This is a genomic window from Kineococcus gynurae (genome assembly GCF_042433995.1).
In the GTDB taxonomy this organism is placed as follows: Bacteria; Actinomycetota; Actinomycetes; order Actinomycetales; family Kineococcaceae; genus Kineococcus; species Kineococcus gynurae.
The window spans coordinates 733,098-749,851 of record NZ_JBHLUI010000008.1 but is presented as its reverse complement, the minus strand read 5'-3'; the positions used below and the strand labels follow the sequence as shown (position 1 = coordinate 749,851).

The 16,754-nt window shown below is 73.2% G+C and carries 18 protein-coding genes; 9 read left to right on the top strand and 9 right to left on the bottom strand.

Going from position 1 to position 16,754, the window contains the following annotated elements; all coding sequences use genetic code 11:
• Window positions 1-17: 17 nt before the first annotated feature.
• Window positions 18-938 carry a diaminopimelate epimerase gene (gene dapF, locus ACFFKU_RS09870; protein WP_380137542.1) on the bottom strand — a complete coding sequence of 307 codons (921 nt, stop codon included), beginning with the start codon at window positions 936-938 and terminating at the stop codon, window positions 18-20.
• Window positions 935-1,873 carry a tRNA (adenosine(37)-N6)-dimethylallyltransferase MiaA gene (miaA, locus tag ACFFKU_RS09865; protein ID WP_380138077.1) on the bottom strand — a complete coding sequence of 313 codons (939 nt, stop codon included), beginning with the start codon at window positions 1,871-1,873 and terminating at the stop codon, window positions 935-937. Before miaA ends, dapF begins: the two co-directional genes overlap by 4 nt.
• 183 nt (window positions 1,874-2,056) lie before the next feature.
• On the opposite strand from miaA, the gene ACFFKU_RS09860 reads away from it, so the two are divergent.
• Complete coding sequence (locus tag ACFFKU_RS09860) at window positions 2,057-2,383, top strand: antitoxin (RefSeq protein WP_380137541.1); 327 nt, start codon at window positions 2,057-2,059, stop codon at window positions 2,381-2,383.
• 115 nt (window positions 2,384-2,498) lie between these two features.
• Here the strand turns inward: ACFFKU_RS09860 and miaB are convergent, their stop codons facing one another.
• A complete protein-coding gene (miaB, locus tag ACFFKU_RS09855; protein WP_380137540.1) occupies window positions 2,499-4,094 on the bottom strand; it encodes a tRNA (N6-isopentenyl adenosine(37)-C2)-methylthiotransferase MiaB in 1,596 nt (531 codons plus the stop codon).
• Window positions 4,095-4,393: 299 nt separating this feature from the next.
• Between miaB and ACFFKU_RS09850 the strand changes: the two genes are divergently transcribed.
• From ACFFKU_RS09850 to ACFFKU_RS09830, 5 genes are all read left to right on the top strand, one after another.
• Window positions 4,394-5,113, top strand: a complete 720-nt coding sequence (locus ACFFKU_RS09850) for an amino acid ABC transporter ATP-binding protein (protein WP_380138075.1) — start codon at window positions 4,394-4,396, stop codon at window positions 5,111-5,113.
• Window positions 5,114-5,180: 67 nt separating this feature from the next.
• Entirely contained in the window at window positions 5,181-6,086 is a 906-nt protein-coding gene (locus ACFFKU_RS09845; RefSeq protein ID WP_380137539.1) for a glutamate ABC transporter substrate-binding protein, read from the top strand.
• Between the two features lie 66 nt (window positions 6,087-6,152).
• Window positions 6,153-6,803 carry an amino acid ABC transporter permease gene (locus ACFFKU_RS09840; protein WP_380137537.1) on the top strand — a complete coding sequence of 217 codons (651 nt, stop codon included), beginning with the start codon at window positions 6,153-6,155 and terminating at the stop codon, window positions 6,801-6,803.
• Entirely contained in the window at window positions 6,800-7,687 is an 888-nt protein-coding gene (locus ACFFKU_RS09835) for an amino acid ABC transporter permease (RefSeq protein ID WP_380137535.1), read from the top strand. Before ACFFKU_RS09840 ends, ACFFKU_RS09835 begins: the two co-directional genes overlap by 4 nt.
• A gap of 78 nt (window positions 7,688-7,765) precedes the next feature.
• Complete coding sequence (locus tag ACFFKU_RS09830; protein ID WP_380137533.1) at window positions 7,766-8,056, top strand: hypothetical protein; 291 nt, start codon at window positions 7,766-7,768, stop codon at window positions 8,054-8,056.
• Between the two features lie 11 nt (window positions 8,057-8,067).
• Here the strand turns inward: ACFFKU_RS09830 and ACFFKU_RS09825 are convergent, their stop codons facing one another.
• From ACFFKU_RS09825 to recA, 3 genes are read right to left on the bottom strand one after another with little or no spacing between them, the layout of a single operon-like run.
• Window positions 8,068-8,361, bottom strand: a complete 294-nt coding sequence (locus ACFFKU_RS09825; protein WP_380137531.1) for a putative quinol monooxygenase — start codon at window positions 8,359-8,361, stop codon at window positions 8,068-8,070.
• A gap of 45 nt (window positions 8,362-8,406) precedes the next feature.
• A complete protein-coding gene (locus tag ACFFKU_RS09820; RefSeq protein ID WP_380137530.1) occupies window positions 8,407-8,946 on the bottom strand; it encodes a regulatory protein RecX in 540 nt (179 codons plus the stop codon).
• Between the two features lie 2 nt (window positions 8,947-8,948).
• The gene (recA, locus tag ACFFKU_RS09815) at window positions 8,949-9,986 is read right to left on the bottom strand and encodes a recombinase RecA (protein ID WP_380137529.1); all 1,038 of its coding nucleotides are present in this window, start codon (window positions 9,984-9,986) and stop codon (window positions 8,949-8,951) included.
• Window positions 9,987-10,301: 315 nt separating this feature from the next.
• On the opposite strand from recA, the gene ACFFKU_RS09810 reads away from it, so the two are divergent.
• The 3 genes from ACFFKU_RS09810 to ACFFKU_RS09800 are packed head-to-tail and all read left to right on the top strand — an operon-like array spanning window position 10,302 to window position 13,538.
• Complete coding sequence (locus ACFFKU_RS09810) at window positions 10,302-11,378, top strand: SMP-30/gluconolactonase/LRE family protein (RefSeq protein ID WP_380137528.1); 1,077 nt, start codon at window positions 10,302-10,304, stop codon at window positions 11,376-11,378.
• 2 nt (window positions 11,379-11,380) lie between these two features.
• A complete protein-coding gene (locus ACFFKU_RS09805) occupies window positions 11,381-12,994 on the top strand; it encodes a cation:proton antiporter (RefSeq protein ID WP_380138073.1) in 1,614 nt (537 codons plus the stop codon).
• Window positions 12,995-13,013: 19 nt separating this feature from the next.
• Window positions 13,014-13,538 carry a DinB family protein gene (locus tag ACFFKU_RS09800; RefSeq protein ID WP_380137527.1) on the top strand — a complete coding sequence of 175 codons (525 nt, stop codon included), beginning with the start codon at window positions 13,014-13,016 and terminating at the stop codon, window positions 13,536-13,538.
• Between the two features lie 15 nt (window positions 13,539-13,553).
• Here ACFFKU_RS09800 and ACFFKU_RS09795 read toward each other — a convergent pair whose 3' ends face one another.
• The 3 genes from ACFFKU_RS09795 to ACFFKU_RS09785 form a co-directional block, all read right to left on the bottom strand.
• On the bottom strand, window positions 13,554-14,798 hold the full coding sequence (locus tag ACFFKU_RS09795; RefSeq protein WP_380137526.1) for a glycoside hydrolase family 32 protein: 1,245 nt from the start codon (window positions 14,796-14,798) through the stop codon (window positions 13,554-13,556).
• A 74-nt stretch (window positions 14,799-14,872) separates the two neighbouring features.
• Window positions 14,873-16,495 carry a glycoside hydrolase family 13 protein gene (locus tag ACFFKU_RS09790; RefSeq protein ID WP_380137525.1) on the bottom strand — a complete coding sequence of 541 codons (1,623 nt, stop codon included), beginning with the start codon at window positions 16,493-16,495 and terminating at the stop codon, window positions 14,873-14,875.
• Window positions 16,492-16,731 (bottom strand): hypothetical protein, encoded by a 240-nt coding sequence (locus tag ACFFKU_RS09785; protein ID WP_380137524.1) that lies wholly within the window; start codon window positions 16,729-16,731, stop codon window positions 16,492-16,494. The genes ACFFKU_RS09790 and ACFFKU_RS09785 overlap by 4 nt, the downstream gene beginning before the upstream one ends.
• Window positions 16,732-16,754: the final 23 nt, after the last annotated feature.

Genomic DNA, 16,754 nt, shown 5'->3' with positions numbered 1-16,754 from the left:
GACCCGCCGGGCCGGGGTCAGAGCCCCCCGAGGACCCCGCGGGCGACCAGCACGGCCGGACCGGTGAGGTAGACGCTGCCCGCGGTCGCGCTGCTGCCCTGCCCCACGGTGACGACGAGGTCGCCCCCGGGCACCTCCACCCGCCAGACGTCGGGGGCGCCCTCGCCGGCCCAGGCGCGGGTCGCGAGCGCCGCGGCGCAGGCCCCCGTCCCGCAGGAGCGGGTCTCCCCCGAGCCGCGCTCGTGGACGCGCATCCGGATCTCGCCGATGTCGGGGGTGGCGTCGCCGTCGAGGTCGACGGCGTCCAGGGGCACCACCAGTTCGACGTTGGTGCCGTTCGGGGGGACCGGGTCGACCGACGGCGCCCGGTGCAGCTCGGCGCGGTCCAGCTCCTCGGCGGAGGCCAGCGCCACGACGGTGTGCGGGTTGCCCAGGTCCAGGCTCAACCCCGGGCGGGGGACGTCCAGGCCGGGCACCTCGACGATCGCGTCCGCACCGCGACCGAGCGCGTCCTCACCGCCGACGACCGACCAGGACCCCATGTCGGCGGTCCAGCGCCCGTCGTCCTCCCGGCGCAGCCGCTTCACCCCGGCGCGGGTGCCGATCCCGATCCAGCGGCCGTCCCCGGCCTCGGCCGGCAGGTGTCCCTCTACGAGCAGGAACTCGGCGAAGACGCGCACGCCGTTGCCGCACATCTCGGCGATCGAACCGTCGGAGTTGCGGTAGTCCATGAACCACTCCGCACCGGCCGGGGCGTCCGCGACGGCCGTGGCGCGCACGGCCCGGATCAGTCCGTCGCCGCCGATGCCGGCCCGCCGGTCGCAGATCGCGGCGACCTCGTCCGGACCGAGGTCGAGGGCGGCGTCGGGGTCGGCGACGAGGACGAAGTCGTTCTCGGTGCCGTGCCCCTTGACGAAGGGGATCTCGGGGCTGCTCACGGTCGCGAGCCTACGGCCCGGGCCCGCAGCGATGACGGGAGCCGGTCGAGGGCCTCGGCGGCGAGGGACGGCGCGTCCCGGCCGTCGGGGGCGTCGAGCCAGAGCACCCCCGGGTCGCGGCGGAACCAGGACTCCTGCTTGCGGGCGAAGCGGCGGGTGAGGCGGGCCGTGAGCTCGGCGGCCTCCGCCTCGGTGGTCCGGCCGTCGAGGGCCTCGATCACCTGCGCGTAGCCCAGCGCTCGCGAGGCCGTGCGCCCGTCGCGCAACCCGCGCGTCAGCAGCTCCTCGACCTCGGCCACCAGGCCCGCGTCCCACATGCGACGCACCCGCCCGTCGATGCGGGCGTCGAGCTGCTCGCGGGGGACGGCCAACCCGATCGTCACGTGGGGCAGCGCCGGGGTCGGGGCGGGCAGGGAGGCGGCGAAGGGCTGCCCGGTGAGCTCACCCACCTCCAGCGCCCGCACGATCCGACGCCCGTTGCTCGGGAGGATCTTCGCCGCGGCCTCGGGGTCGCGCTCGACGAGCTCGGCGTGCAGGGCGGGGGCGCCGATCTCGGCCAGCCGACGCTCCCAGCGGGCCCGCACCTCGACGTCGGTGCCGGGGAAGCGCATGTCCTCCAGCGCCGCGCGCACGTACAGGCCGGAGCCTCCGACGAGCAGCGGCACCCGCCCCCGGGCGGCGACGTCGGCGACGGTCTCGCGCGCCCGGCGCTGGTAGGTGGCGACGTCGGCGGTCTCGGTCACGTCGAGCTCGTCGAGGAGGTGGTGGACGATCCCGCCGCGCTCCCCCGGCGCGAGCTTGGCCGTCCCGACGTCCATCCCGCGGTAGAGCTGCATCGCGTCGGCGTTCACGACCTCGCCGTCCAGCGCCTGCGCCAGGGCGATGCCGACGTCGGACTTGCCCGAGGCGGTGGGACCGACCACGGCGACGACCAGCCCTTCGGCGAGCGACCCGTACCCCTGCCGGTCACGCCCGGGGTCCTCGCCGGGGTCGCCGGCCGCGTCACGACGGGGGGTCGGACGGTGGGTCGACTGGCTCACGCGGGCATCCTGGCAGAGGCTGGGGCAGGTACCGGAGCACACGGACCGACGCACGCAGAGGGCAGGGACGGGACGGTCATGGGCACCTTCGACTACCTCAAGGACAAGCTGGGCCAGGCGGCCGACCAGGCCAAGGTCGTCGCCGGCCAGGCCAAGGACAAGGCGGGGACGTTCGCGGCGGAGCACTCCGGGCAGGCCGGTTCGGCCATCGACCGGGCGGCGGCCTTCGTCAACGACAAGACCGAGGGGCGTTACGCGGACCGCGTCGCCAAGGCCGGGGCGGCGGCCCGCACAGGGGTCCGCCGCGTCGCCGACGAGGCGCCCGCGAACCCGCCGGAGGCCGGCGGGACGCCGATGGACGGGGGGACGCCCACGGACGGGACCCCCATGACCGGGCCTCGCTGAGGCACCGGTCCGACGTCAGCAGGACCGAGCAGAGAGGACGATCGATGACGATCCCCACCCCCCCGCCGAGCACCCCGCCGCCCCCGGGGCCGACCCCGCAACCGGGGCAGCCCGGTCAGCCGCCGATGCCCGACCCGGGGCCGACGCCCGGGCCCGACCCGCAGCCGGGACCGGCCACGCCGCCGCCGCTCTGAGCGGCGGCCCCGCGGGGACGCAGGGTGGGCAGGCCGAGGGAGACCCCCTTGGGCCCGGCCGGCGCGTCCTGGCGGGCCTGCCAGGCGTCACCGGAGCGCGTACGACGCAGGGCGTAATCGGGGCCGTCGGCCTCCAGGTAGTGCGGAGCCCCCCGGGTGACGGTGACGGTGACGACGTCACCCGGTCGGGGCGACCCGGCCCCCTCGGGCACGCTGAAGTGCACCAGCCGGTTGTCGGGCGCCCGCCCGGACAGCCGCGCGTGGGCGGTGTCCTTGCGGCCCTCGCCCTCGGCGACCAGGACCTCGAGCCGCCGTCCCGTCTGGGCCCGGTTCTCGGCGTAGGCGATCTCGTCCTGCAGCGCGGTCAGCCGCTCGTAGCGCTCCTGGACCACGGCCTTGGGGACCTGCTCGGTCATGGTCGCCGCCGGGGTCCCGGGCCTAGTGGAGTACTGGAACGTGAACGCGCCCGAGAAGCGCGACCGCTCGACCACGTCGAGGGTCGCCCGGAAGTCCTCCTCGGTCTCCCCCGGGAATCCGACGATGATGTCGGTGGTGATCGCGGCGTCGGGGATCTGGGCCCGCACCTTGTCGATGATCCCGAGGAACCGCTCGCTGCGGTAGGAGCGGCGCATGGCCTTGAGGACCCGGTCGGACCCGGACTGCAGGGGCATGTGCAGGCTGGGCATGACCGTGGGCGTCTCGGCCATGGCGTCGATGACGTCGTCGGTGAACGAGCTGGGGTGCGGGCTGGTGAAGCGCACGCGTTCCAGGCCCTCGATGGAACCGGTGGCCCGCAGCAGCTTGCCGAACGCCAGCCGGTCGCCGAACTCCACGCCGTAGGTGTTGACGTTCTGCCCGAGCAGCGTGACCTCACTGACCCCCTCGGCGACCAGCGCCTCGATCTCGGCGAGGATGTCGCCCGGCCGGCGGTCCTTCTCCTTGCCGCGCAGCGCCGGGACGATGCAGAACGTGCAGGTGTTGTTGCAGCCCACCGAGATCGAGACCCAGGCGGCGTAGGCCGACTCCCGCCGGGTGGGCAGGGTGGAGGGGAAGACCTCCAGCGACTCGAGGATCTCGACCTGGGCCGCGGCGTTGTGCCGGGCCCGGTCCAGCAAGGCCGGCAGCGACCCGACGTTGTGGGTCCCGAACACGACGTCGACCCAGGGCGCCTTGCGGACGATCTCGCCGCGGTCCTTCTGGGCCAGGCAGCCGCCGACGGCGATCTGCATCCCGGGGCGCTGCTCCTTCACCGGGGCGAGCCGGCCGAGGTTGCCGTAGAGCTTGTTGTCGGCGTTCTCGCGCACGGCGCAGGTGTTGAAGACGACGACGTCGGCGTCCTCGGCGGGGGCACCCGGACCGGCCACCTCGTCGAGGCGGACGTAACCCGCCGCCTCGAGCAGACCGGACAACCGCTCGGAGTCGTGGACGTTCATCTGGCACCCGAAGGTGCGCACCTGGTAGGTCCGCGGGGCGGTCTCGGCCAGGGCGGGGGCGGGGGCTTCGGATGTCGTGCTCATCACCCTCCAGGGTAGGTCACCCCCACCCACGACCCGGTCGTCGCGACCGGGGCCCCCGGGCGGCACGAAGCCCGCGAGGGGAACCCCCGCGGGACCGTCACCGGTGCGATGTCCGCGATCACGCGATGTCCCTGGTGGGGTCACGGCCGCATCACGATCTGCGCGCCGCGAGCCCCATCCTGTGGTCAATGTGTGACCTGCCTGTACGGTCTGGCTGCATGTCCGACCAGCAGCCGACGGCTCCCGCCCCCACGTCGAGCCCGGCCGACCGGCCGGGCGGACGTCGCCCCCTGGTGGTGATGGAGGACGTCGAGAAGCACTTCGGCGCCTTCCACGCGCTCAAGACGATCAACCTCACGATCGGTGAGGGCGAGGTCGTCGTCGTCATCGGTCCCTCGGGCTCGGGGAAGTCCACCCTCTGCCGGACCATCAACCGGCTGGAGACCATCGACTCCGGGCGCATCACGATCGACGGCAAGGACCTGCCCGCCGAGGGCAAGGCCCTGGCCCGGTTGCGCGCGGACGTGGGCATGGTGTTCCAGAGCTTCAACCTCTTCGCCCACAAGACGATCAAGGAGAACGTCACGCTGGGACCGGTCAAGGTCCGCGGGCAGAAGGCCGCCGAGGCCGACAAGCGGGCCCAGGAGCTGCTGACCCGGGTCGGGGTCGCGCACCAGGCCGACAAGTACCCCGCGCAGCTCTCCGGCGGGCAGCAGCAGCGCGTCGCCATCGCCCGGGCACTGGCCATGGACCCCAAGGTGATGCTCTTCGACGAGCCGACGTCGGCCCTGGACCCGGAGATGATCAACGAGGTCCTCGACGTGATGACGAGCCTGGCCAGGTCGGGGATGACGATGGTCGTCGTGACCCACGAGATGGGTTTCGCCCGGCGGGCCGCCGACCGCGTCGTCTTCATGGCCGACGGGCAGATCCTCGAGGACACCGACCCGGAGACGTTCTTCACCGCCCCGGAGCACGAACGGGCCAAGGACTTCCTGTCCAAGATCCTCACCCACTGAGGTCCACCAGTTCACGCGCAGAACCAGCCGAGTTCGACAGCACCCGATGCACCAGAGGAGTCATCTCATGAGGTCCCTGCGAACCGTCGCCCTCGCCGGCACGGCCACCGCCCTGCTCGCCCTGACCGCGTGCGGCGGCGGGGGTGAGCTCTCCGGCAGCGACAACGCCGAGCAGCCGAGCGCCGACACGTCCGCGACCTTCGAGGCGGGCACGACGATGGCCGACATCCAGTCCGCCGGCACCATCAAGATCGGCACCAAGTTCGACCAGCCTGGTTTCGGCCTGGCCAACCTGGAGAACGTGCCCGAGGGCTTCGACGTCGACGTGGCCGAGTACATCGCCGCCAAGCTCGGCGTGGCGCCCGACAAGATCGAATGGATCCCCTCCCCCAGCGCCCAGCGCGAGGACCTCATCGCCAACGGCGACGTGAGCATGGTCGTGGCCACCTACACCATCAACGACACCCGCAAGGAACGGATCACGTTCGCCGGGCCGTACTACGTGGCCGGGCAGCAGATCATGGTGGCGAAGGACAACACGACCATCACCGGGCCGGAGAGCCTCAAGGACAACCCGGACGCCAAGATCTGCTCGGTGACCGGGTCGACCCCGGCGGAGAACATCCGCGAGTACCTGGCCAACCCGGCCCAGCTGGTCGAGTTCGCCGTCTACAGCGACTGCGCCGCCCAGCTGGCCAGCGGTCAGGTCGCGGCGGTCACCACCGACAACGTCATCCTCACGGGTCTGGTGGCCAACTCCGACGACGCGTTCAAGCTCGTCGGCGAGCAGTTCACCGAGGAGCCCTACGGCATCGGGATCGAGAAGGGTGACACCGCCTTCTGCGAGTTCATCAACTCGACCCTGAAGGAGATGTCGGACGACGGCTCCTACGAGAAGGCCTGGAACGCCACCGCCGGTCAGTACGAGGGCACCGAGGTGCCGACCCTGCCCGAAGCCGACGCCTGCGTCTGACCTCATCCCCCGGCGGGCGGTCCGGCTCCGGACCGCCCGCCACCGTTCACCTGGAGGCGCGTCCCCGTGGACCCCGTGATCGAGAACCTCGATCTCTTCGCCGCCGGTTTCCTGAGATCGCTCGGACTCGCCGCCTGGGCGGGCGTGGGCAGTCTCGTCCTGGGAACCCTGCTGGCCGTGTTCCGCATCTCCCCCGTCCCCGTGCTCCGCGGGATCGGCGCGGCCTACGTGACGTTCGTCCGGAACACCCCGCTGGTCATCGTGCTGTTCTTCTTCGTGTTCGGGATCCCCACGCTCGGGGTCAACGCCTCGAACTACACGCTGGCGACCCTGGGACTCATCACCTACACCTCCGCCTTCGTCTGCGAGGCGGTGCGCTCGGGGGTGGCGACCGTGCCCGCCGGCCAGGCCGAGGCCGCCCGCGCGATCGGGCTCGGTTTCGGCCAGGCACTGAGCCTGGTGATCATGCCGCAGGCGATGCGGGCCGTCGTCCCGCCGGTCGGCAACGTCCTCATCGCGATGATCAAGAACTCGGCGGTCGCCGGGGCGATGGGCGTCGGCGGGGACCTGTTCAGCGTCTTCGCCCGCCTGGTGAGCTCCCAGGGCGAGGCCCGGCTCCCGGTCATCACCGGGATGGCGATCGGCTACCTGATCCTCACCCTCCTCGCGGCCGCGGCGCTGGCCGTGACCGAACGACGTATGGCGGTGGCCCGATGAGCGCACCCACGGCAGTCCTCTTCGACGCCCCGGGCCCGGTGGCCCGCCGCCGGACCCGCATCGGCAGCGTCGTCGCCGCCGTCCTGCTCGTGGCCCTGCTCGGCTACGTCGTGCTGCGCTTCGCCCAGGCCGGCCAGCTGGCCCAGGAGAAGTGGGGGCCGCTGCTCGACCCGACCAACGCCGACTTCGCCCCGGTCTGGCGCCTCCTGGGACAGGGTCTTCGCGTCACGCTGAGCGCCGCCCTCGTCGCCGTCATCGCCTCCACCGTCATCGGCCTGGTGCTGGCCGCCCTCCGGCTGCTGCTCGGCCCGGTGGCGCGCATCCCCGTGGTCGCCTTCGTCGAACTCCTGCGCGGGTTGCCGGTCATCGTCACGATCCTGTTCGTCGACATCCTCTGGCGGACGGTCGGCGGGTACCAGGGGTCGTTCTGGTCCCTGGTCGTCGGGCTGACGCTCTACAACTGCGTGATCATCTCCGAGATCATCCGGGCCGGCATCCAGTCGTTGCCCAAGGGACAGGTCGAGGCCGGGTTGGCGATCGGGATGACCCGCGGGCAGGTGATGGCCCAGATCCAGATCCCCCAGGCCGTTCGCGCCATGCTGCCGGCGCTCATCAGCCAGCTCATCGTCATCCTGAAGGACACCGCACTGGGCAGCGTCGTCCTGACCTCGCTCGGGGACACCGCCGAACTGGCCAACCGGATCCGGCAGCTGCTCGACAACTCGCTGCAGACCTACCTCGTGATCGGCGCCCTGTACGTCGTGATCAACCTGCTGCTGGAGCGGCTGGCCAAACTCGTGGAACGGCGGCTGTCCACCGGGGGCCGCCGGGCCACCGCCGCCCCGGCGGCCCCCGGGCCCCAGGCGACCGGTCAGGCCGTTTGAGACCCACCCGGCCCCCGGTCGTCCTCCGTGCCCCGTCCCGCGTCGCGGGGCGGGGCACGCCGTCGTAGCGTGCCGATCATGAAGCACTGGGGCGGGACCGGACGCTACGTCGAGGGTGAGCGGGTGTTCGCCCCACCGGCGGGGAGCTTCGACGCCGACTGGGTCGCCGGCATCGTGCAGGACCGGCACGGGGTCGTGGCCGGCGACCGCGGTCCCCTGGCCGCGGCGGCGCAGGCCGCCTGGGACGCGCGCTGCGCCGGAGAACCCTGCGCCGCGCTGCGCGCGGCCGCGGCCCGTCACGTCCCCGACTGGCTCGCGGCCGAGGTCGTCCAGGCCACCGACGACTTCATCCAGGCCTACCGGGCCTGAACCCGCCCGGCTCAGACCTCGAAGAGCTCGTACATCGTGAGGGTGGGCGGGGCCGCGACGACCTCCCGCAGCCGCGACGCCCCCTCGGGGCTCGCCCGGAACGCCCGGTAGGCGGCGTCCTTCTCGGCCGACTCCCACCGTTCGTAGACGACGACGCGGGTCGGGTCCCCGGCCTCGCGCAACACCTGCAGGTCCTCGCACCCGTCGAAGGCCCGCGTGACCCGGAGGGTCTCGCGGATGATCTCGTCGGCCACGTCGAGGGCAGCCGGGTCGAGGCGGAACTCCAGCAGGGCGATGAGGGCCATGGGCGGTCCTGTTCTCGTGCGGGCCCGGACGGACCGGGACGTGGATCAGTCGGCGAAGAACTCCGCGCCGTCGGCCGCGACCTCCTGGCGCACGACGCGCATCACGACGTCGGAGGGGAATCCTCGCCGGGCCAGCATCCCGGCCAGTCGGCGGACCCGCACCTGGTCGTCCAGACCCCGCATGGTGGCGACCTTGCGGCGCACCAGGACCCGGGCCGCCTCCTCCTGGCTGGCGTCGTCCACCTCGCCGACCACCTCGGCCGCCAGCTCCTCGTCCACGCCCTTGCGGCGCAGCTCCTGGGTCAGCGCGCGGCGACCCCGCTGCCCCCGCCGGGTGGCGACGAAGCCCTGCGCGAAGGCCACGTCGTCGACCAGCCCGACCTCGGTCAACCGGTCCAGGACGGAGTCGGCGACCTCGGCGGGGACGTTCTTGGCCGCCAGCTTGTCGGCCAGCTGGGCGCGACTGCGCGGGGCCATCGTCAGCTGGCGCAGGGCGATCTGACGGGCCACGTCGTGCGGGTCGGGTTCGCGGTCGGGGTTCTCGTCCCGACCGGGTTCCCGGCCCGCACGATCCGGGGAGGCCACGATCAGAAGTCCACGGCGGCTTCCTCGGCCGGAGCGTCGAGACGGGCTCCGATGCCGAGCTTCTCCTTGATGCGCTTCTCGATCTCGTCGCCGAGGTCGGGGTTGTCGCGCAGGAAGGCGCGGGCGTTCTCCTTGCCCTGACCGAGCTGGTCGCCCTCGTACGTGTACCAGGCCCCGGCCTTGCGGACGAAGCCGTGCTCGACCCCAAGGTCGATCAACCCACCCTCGCGGGAGATGCCCTGGCCGTAGATGATGTCGAACTCGGCCTGCTTGAACGGCGGGGAGACCTTGTTCTTGACGACCTTGACCCGGGTCCGGTTGCCGACGGGGGCGGTCCCGTCCTTGAGCGTCTCGATCCGGCGGACGTCCAGACGGACCGAGGCGTAGAACTTCAGCGCCTTCCCACCCGTGGTCGTCTCGGGCGAGCCGAACATCACGCCGATCTTCTCGCGCAGCTGGTTGATGAAGATCGCGGTGGTGCCGGAGTGGCTCAGGGCGCCGGTGATCTTGCGCAGCGCCTGGGACATGAGCCGGGCCTGCAGACCGACGTGGCTGTCGCCCATCTCGCCCTCGATCTCGGCGCGCGGCACGAGGGCGGCGACCGAGTCGATGACGATGATGTCGAGCGCGCCGGAGCGGATCAGCATGTCCGCGATCTCCAGCGCCTGCTCACCGGTGTCCGGCTGGGAGACGAGGAGGGCGTCGGTGTCCACGCCCAGCTTGGCGGCGTAGTCCGGGTCCAGGGCGTGCTCGGCGTCGATGAAGGCGGCGATCCCGCCCTTCTTCTGCGCGTTGGCCACGGCGTGCAGGGCCACGGTCGTCTTCCCGGAGCTCTCCGGGCCGTAGATCTCGATGACCCGGCCGCGGGGCAGACCACCGATCCCCAGAGCCACGTCGAGGGCGATGGCACCGGTCGGGATGACCTCGATCGGCGGGCGCGACTCGTCACCCAGCCGCATGACCGAGCCCTTGCCGAACTGCTTGTCGATGGTCGCCAGCGCTGCTTCGAGCGCCTTGTCGCGGTCCGCGGGAGCGGGCATGTCCTCACCTCTGGTTGATGTGGTTCTTCCGACCCGGACGACGTTAGGACCCGCCTCCGACACGAACCGGGACGAGCCCGGGACCTGGGGACGACGGCGGGTCGACCCGTCACCTGTGGACAGGACCCGAGCATAGCCGTACACCTGTTCGATCTCGGGCACGGCGCGCGGGTCCGACGGCGTGTCCCGCCGGCCGGATGCCGGGGCCCGCCGCGTGGTCCCGCGCCCGGGCGGCCATGCTGGGCCGAGGACCCGGGCGGACCCGGGAGGAAGCGGCCAGACCCCGGGAGGATCCCGGGACCCGAGGAGCACCTGATGGACGATCCCCGCCCCGCCACCGACACCTCCCCCGGGCCGGGGGCGCCCCGGGTCCTCGACCCCCGCGGGGCGAATCTGCTGCCCGAGGGCGCGCAGCTCGAACGGCTCGGCTCCGGCAGCACCTGGGCGGAGGGGCCCGTCTGGCTGCCCGACGAACGGGCCGTGATCTTCTCCGACATCCCCGGTGACCGGATCCTGCGCTGGGACGAGGGCGGCACGGGGCTGACCGTGCACGCCGAGGGCGTCGAGTTCACCAACGGCCGCACCCTCGACCACGAGGGTCGGGTCGTGGCCTGCTCGCACGGGCGGCGCGCGGTCGAGCGCACCGAGGCCGACGGCAGCACCACCGTGCTCGTGGACCGGGTCGGCGGGGTCGGCGGGGTCGGCGGGGTCGGCGCGGTCGGAGGCGCCCGGCTCAACTCGCCCAACGACGTCGTGGTCGCCGCCGACGGCGCGATCTGGTTCACCGACCCCGCCTACGGGATCAGCGTGCCCGAGGAGGGGCACGAGGGGTTCCGGGAGTACGGCGACCACCACGTCTTCCGGTTCGACCCCGCCACCGGCGAGCTGCGGGTCGTCGTCACCGACGTGGAGGAACCGAACGGTCTGGCGTTCTCCCCCGACGAGAGCCTGCTCTACGTCGCCGACACCTCCGCCGCGCCGGTGCCCCACAACGGTGACCACCGGTTGATCCGCGTCTACGACGTGCTGCGCGGCATCCGCGGCGGCCGTGGTCCGCTGGCGCGTCCCGGGGGTCCGGTCGCCAAGAACGGCCGCGTGTTCGCCACGATGGAACGCGGTCTGGCCGACGGGTTCCGGGTCGACCGGGACGGCAACGTCTGGACCTCCGACGGGGACGCGATCGCCGTCCACGCCCCCGACGGGACCCGGTTGCTCGAAGTCGTGGTCGGCGAGGTCGTCGCCAACCTCTGCTTCGGGGGCGAGGACGGGTCGACGGTGTTCGTCGCCGCCAGCACCAGCCTCTACCGCCTCCCGACCGCGGCGGTCGGGGCGGGCCTCTGGTGGCTGGACCAGGCCGGGACCGGCACCGGCGCCGGGGCAGCCGCCGGGTGAGCGTGGAACTGCTCGCCGTCGGCGTCCTCGGCCTGCTGGTCATCGCCGCGGCCCGGGGCCTCGGCGACCGGACGGGCCTGGCCGCCCCGCTCCTGCTCGTGGGGGTCGGCACCGGGGTCAGCCTGCTGCCCTTCACCCCGGACGTCACCGTCGACCCGGAACTCGTGCTGACCGCGATCCTGCCCCCGCTGCTGTACTCCGCCGCGGTCTCGATGCCGAGCATGAACTTCCGGCGGGAGTTCACCAGCATCTCGGGACTGTCGGTCGCCTTGGTCCTGCTGACCTCCCTCGTGCTCGGGGCGTTCCTGTCCTGGGTGGTCCCCGGGCTGTCCTTCGCCTGGGGTGTCGCGCTGGGCGCGGTCCTCAGCCCGACCGACGCCGTGGCCACCTCGATCGCCCGGCAGGTCGGCCTGGCCCCGCGGGTCATGGCCATGCTGGAGGGCGAGAGCCTGCTCAACGACGCCACCGCGCTCGTGCTGCTGCGCACCGCGACGGTCGCGGCGGCCGCCTCCTTCTCGTTGCCGACCGCGGTCGCGTCCTTCCTGTGGTCGGTGGCCCTCGCGAGCGTGCTGGGGTGGGTGGTCGGACGGGCCAACCTGGCCCTGCGGGCCCGCACGGCCGACCCGACGGTGAACACCGCGGTCTCGTTCGCGGTGCCCTTCGTCGCGGCGCTGCCGGCGGAAGCGTTCGGGGCCTCGGGGCTGGTCGCGGCCGTGGTCACCGGCATCGTGACCGGGCACGGCGCCCCCCGGTACCTGTCCCCGGCCCACCGGCTCTCAGACGCGCAGAACTGGCGCACCCTGGAGCTGGTCCTGGAGGGGGCGGTGTTCCTGCTGATGGGGCTGCAGCTGTCCTCGCTGCTGGCCGCGGTGCACGCCGAGCACGCCGGCGTCCCCACCGCGCTCGGCCTGGCCGGCGCCGCACTGGGCCTCACCCTGCTGGTCCGGGCGCTCTTCGTGGGCCCGTTGCTGCTCGGCCTGCGGCGGCTGTCCCGGCACGGGCGGGCCCTGCGTCCTCGGGTGCAACGGATCGACGCGGCCCTGCGCGACCCGGACCGGCGCGACGACGTCGCCTCCCGCCTCCGTCGCCGGGTGCGCGGCCGGCGGGGCGAACCGGACCTCGACCGCTTCGGCACCCGGGTGCGCCGGCGCCTCGCCGACCTGGACTACTTCCTGGCGGCACCGGTCACCGCCCGGGACGGGGTGGTGCTGGTCTGGGCCGGGATGCGCGGGGCGATCACCGTCGCCGCGGCCCAGACCCTCCCCCCGGAGACGCCGGACCGGGCCCTGCTGGTCCTCATCGCCTTCACGGTCGCCGCACTCTCGCTGCTGCTGCAGGGCGGGACCCTCCCGGCCGTGGTCCGCGCGGTCGGGCCGAGCCGGGTCGACCCACTCGTCCAGGCCGAGCAGCGGGAGGCCGTCCGCACGATGCTCGCCGCCGTCCCCGCCCCCGAGGACGCCGACCTCGAACCCCGGCAGCGACGCCTGGCCACGGTCCGCGCCCGGCGCGAGGTGCTCCTGGAGGCCCGCGACGACGGCCTGTACGACGCCGAGGCGCTGGACGAGGCGCTGGGTGATCTCGACGCGGTCGAACTCACCCTGCTGCGCCGGCACTGAGGCCCGCCAGACTGCCCCCATGACCGCCCCCACCGATGCCCCCGACCCGCGCGACGAGCCGGACACCACCGGCGACGAGTTCTCGATGCTCACCGGGTTCCTCGACCACCAGCGCGCCACCTTCGCGATGAAGATCGCAGGTTTCGAGGCCGAGGCGCTGCGGCAGCGGGCGTTGCCACCCTCCGACCTCAGCCTGGTCGGCCTGGCCCGCCACCTCGCCGAGGTCGAGCGGAGCTGGATGCGCCGCTGCCTGGCCGGAGAGGACGCGCCCCCGCTGACCTACTCCCCCGACGACCCCGACGGCGACTTCGCCGTCGACGGTCTGCGTGACGAACGGGTCGCGGCCGACCTCGCCTGGCTGGCCCGCGAGCAGCAGCACTCCCGCGAGCTGGTCGCCGGGCGCTCGGTGGAGGAGGTGGTGACCGACCACCGCGGTCCGCGGTCGGTGCGCTGGATCCTCGTGCACCTGATCGAGGAGTACGCCCGGCACAACGGGCACGCCGACCTGCTTGCCCAGAAGCTCGACGGGCGGACCGGGGAGTAGGCGCGGGGTGTCCGATCAGGCCAGGCGATGGGCCGCGTCGACGTGCCCGGCGCGCAGGACCCACCGGGCCTCGCCCCGGGGGTAGATCCGCAGCGTGCTGCTGTCCTCGGCGGTGAACACCTCGACCACGGAGGCGTCGACCAGGACGCGGACGGTGGGGGACTCCCCCGACCAGACCTCGTGGGCACCGTCATCGTCGTGCACCTGCAGGACCACGGGACCCGCGGCCAGGACCTCCCACGCCGCCTCCGCGGTCGCGACCTCCCGCTCGTCGTGGGCCAAGGGTCCGGCCCGGAGGGCGAGGAGTTCCGCGGCCGGGCGGCACACCGCCCGACCGTCCTGCACCTGGAGTTCCCGGGCGAAGGTCAGCGACCCGGCCCAGCCGGCGGCGTCGGTGTCGACCTGGGCCCGGCCCAGCACGCCCGTCCCCCGCCCCTCCCAGGTCCAACTGAAGAGCAGCACGCGACCGTCGGGGGCGCAGAACCCCTGCGGGGCGTAGAACTCCGGGCCGTCGAGCCGGTTCGCGGCCCGCACCCGGAACCGTGGCGCGTCCCCCGCGAGGTCCAGGTCTCCGACGTAGGCGGTGACCCCCAGGGACTCGCCGCTCTCCGAGCGGTGGACCCAGGAGACGAGCAGGACCCAGTCCTCGCCCAGCCGGAACAGTTGCGGGCACTCCCAGATCGACCCCTGCCGCAGCAAGCCGTCCGGGACGTCGTCGACGCCCAGCAGCGGACCGAGCAACCGCCACCCGCCGTCCTCGGACACCTCGTAGGCGAGGACCGCACCGGTCCCCGAGAGGGTTCCGGCCCCCTGCACCCAGAGTTCCCGCCCGGCCCCCTCCACCCGGAAGGGGTCCCGCACGTCGAGGAACCCCTCGGGGTGCGGCGCGACCCAGTCCCCGCCGGCCACGAAACGTCCGCCCGCGCGAGCGGCCACGGCCACCCCGGAGTCCATCGCCCCCGTCCGCACGGCGGTGTAGACGAGGCGGGGTTCCCCGTCCTCGTCGACGACGGCGACGCCGCTCCACGCCCCGGTCTCGTCGATGCCCCCGGGCCGCGGGGCCAGGGCGATCCCCTCCTCCCGCCAGTGCACCAGGTCGGGCGAGCTCAGGTGCCCCCAGTGGATGGCGTGGTGCTGCGGGCCGAACGGGTTCCACTGGAACATGACGTGGTAGCGGTCGTCCCAGAACCCGACCCCGTTGGGGTCGTTGACCCAGCCGGTGCTCGGGCGGGGGTGCAGACGCGGGAAGGGGTCGGGCACGGCGTTCCTCTCCTCGTTCGAGGAGAGAACCCTACGACCCGACCCCACCCCGGTCCCGCCCCGTCCCGCGTCGCTCAGTCCTGCACGAGCCAGACGGTGCTCTCACCGGCCACCTGCGCCGAGGCCGCCGGGGCGCCGGAGCTGTCGAGGACCACCCGCCCCTCGGGTCGGGCCACCGGCCGGGTCGTGAAGTTCGTGACGTTCACCCAACCACCAGGGCGGCGGAAGGCGACCACCCCGTCCGGCGCGGGCAGGAACTCCAGGGTCTCCTCGGTCTGGAGCCAGGCGCGGCGGGCCAGCGCCTCGCGGTACCAGGACAACGTGGAGGAGTCGTCCTGCTCCTGCCCCTCGGCGGCCAGCTCCCCGAACCATGCCGGCTGCGGCAGGTGCGCCCCCCCGGCCCCGAAACCGAAGGAGGGACCGTCCGCGGTCCACGGCAGTGGGACCCGGCAGCCGTCGCGTCCCTTGTAGGTGCCACCCGACCGCACCCAGGTCGGGTCCTGCAGCACCTCCGCGGGGAGGTCGGCCACCTCGGGCAGGCCGAGCTCCTCCCCCTGGTAGAGGTACGCGCTGCCCGGCAGGGCGAGGGCGAACGCCGTGGCCGCCCGAGCACGGCGCAGCCCCTGCTCCAGATCGGGCCGGGGGTCCGTGCCGTGCGACTGCAGCCACGGGACACGATCGGTCCCGTGGGGCAGGCCGTAGCGGCTGCGGTGGCGCACGACGTCGTGGTTGGAGAGCACCCAGGTCGAGGAGGAACCGGCCGCGGCGGCCAGCTCGAGGTTGTTCTCGACCGTGGTGCGGAACTGCTCGGCGTCGAAGTCGGCCTCGAGGAGGTCGAAGTTGAAGGCCTGACCCAGTCCGGCCGGGGAGGCGTAGGCCGGACGCCGGTGGGCCGGGACCCAGGCCTCGGCGACCGCCATGCGCGGGGGGTCGTAGCTGTCGAAGACCTCGCGCCACTCCGCATACACGTCCTGGACGTCGTCGCGGTCGTTGAAGGGGTGGAACCCCTCGGCGTGCCCGCCCGCGTCCAGCTCGGCCTGCGTCGGCAGGGTCTGGGGCAGGTCCTTGGTGAGGTAGTGGGCGACGTCGATGCGGAACCCGTCGACCCCTCGGTCGGACCAGAAGCGCAGCGTGCGCCGGAAGTCGTCGCGCACCTCGGGGTGGCTCCAGTTCCAGTCCGGCTGCTCGGGGGCGAAAAGGTGCAGGTACCAGTCACCGTCGCCCACCGGCTCCCAGGCCGGTCCGCCGAAACTGGCGGTCCAGTCCGAGGGCGGGAGCTCCCCGTGCTCACCCTGCCCCCGCCGGAAGACGTAGCGCTCGCGTTCGGGGGACCCGGGACCGGCGGCCAACGCCGCCCGGAACCATTCGTGCCGGTTCGAGGAGTGGTTCGGGACGATGTCCACGATGATGCGGATGCCGTTGGCGTGCAGGTTCTTGGCCATCAGGTCGAAGTCGTCCAGGGTCCCGATGCGGGGGTCGACGTCGCGGTAGTCGTCGACGTCGTAACCGCCGTCGGCCAGGGCCGAGGGGTAGAACGGGGAGAGCCAGACCGCGTCGACGCCGAGTTTCACCAGGTAGGGGATCTTCGCCGTGATACCGGCGAGGTCACCGATCCCGTCGCCGTTGGCGTCGGCGAAGGAGCGCGGGTAGATCTGGTAGATGACGGCCTGGCGCCACCACAGGGCCTCGTCGTTCATCGGGCACCGGCCCGGTGACGCTGCGAGCGGGCGGCCCGCACCACGACCACGTCGGCGGCCAGGAGCAGGACCAGGACACCCACCAGGGCGAGGGCGGGACGCCCGGTGAGTTCGGCGTGGACGGTCAGTCCGAGGACGAGCGTGGTCATCGCCATCAGGAGACCGCCGAAGGTCTCCAGGTGCTGGGCGTTCTTGCGCGCCCGGACGAGGTCCGGGGACGCGGAGGGTGCAGACATCGGCGGTCTCCTGGGAGGGGTAG